The sequence below is a fragment of the Bacillus sp. LR--39 genome (assembly GCF_053613335.1).
Map to the genome: position 1 here is coordinate 1 of NZ_JBSIOT010000588.1, position 852 is coordinate 852.

Below are 852 nucleotides of genomic sequence, written 5' to 3' on the forward strand. Positions count from 1 at the left end.
AGCGCCGGAATACTGTCTACATCATATGTGAATTCACTATCATAATCGTCCTCAATGATATATCTGCGCGGCTCCTCGGCTGCCCAGTTCAGCAGCTGAATTCTTCTGGATACAGGCATAATCGTTCCGGACGGAAACTGATGCGACGGGGTGGTCACCAGTACATCTGGCTGCTGTCTGATGATTTCAGCAATCGACATGCCCTTTTCATCCAGCATGATCGTCTTGACTTGTTTTCCGGCATTCTTCAAAAGCTGATACATGCGCCTGTAGCCAGGTTCCTCCATCGCATATACAGCTTCTTTGGGTAAAAGCTCAGTCAACAGCTGCATGAGCACCTGTGTGCCTGCCCCTAAGATCATTTGTTCTGGCCTGCATTTTACACCCCTCGTCAGGGAAATGAGCCTCGTAACGGCAGCTCTCACTTCATATATCCCTTGCGGATGTGACATATCGCCGAGCGTGCGGTATGAGCGGGAGGCCGCTTTTTGCTCGCAGCGGAACCAGCTTTTGATCGGAAAATGGTCTGTATCGGAACTCATGTGTGAAAACGATATCCAATTGTTCTGGTCGATGTGAATCTCTTTTAGATCATCCGGCAGTGCAAATGGAGGGTGCTCCTCGGCGGAAAACATGTCTAGTTCCTCCACGAAGAAACCCTTTCGTTCAATGGCGTACAAATACCCTTCAGCCAGTAGCTGCTGATAGGCTGAATTCACTGAATTTACGCTGACCTTGAGATTTTCAGCCAGCTCCCGCTTGGAGGGAACCTTCGAGTGCGGCAGCAGATTGCGGCTGAGGATTTCTTTTTTCAGCTTTTGATAAATTTGCTGATAGATATAATCGGCTTGC

The 852-nt window shown here is 48.8% G+C and carries 1 protein-coding gene; it reads right to left on the reverse strand.

What is annotated here, in order from left to right:
• Positions 1-852, reverse strand: an 852-nt coding sequence (gene pdxR / locus ACWHAR_RS25120; RefSeq protein WP_452088188.1) for a MocR-like pyridoxine biosynthesis transcription factor PdxR, incomplete at both ends; no start/stop codon positions are given.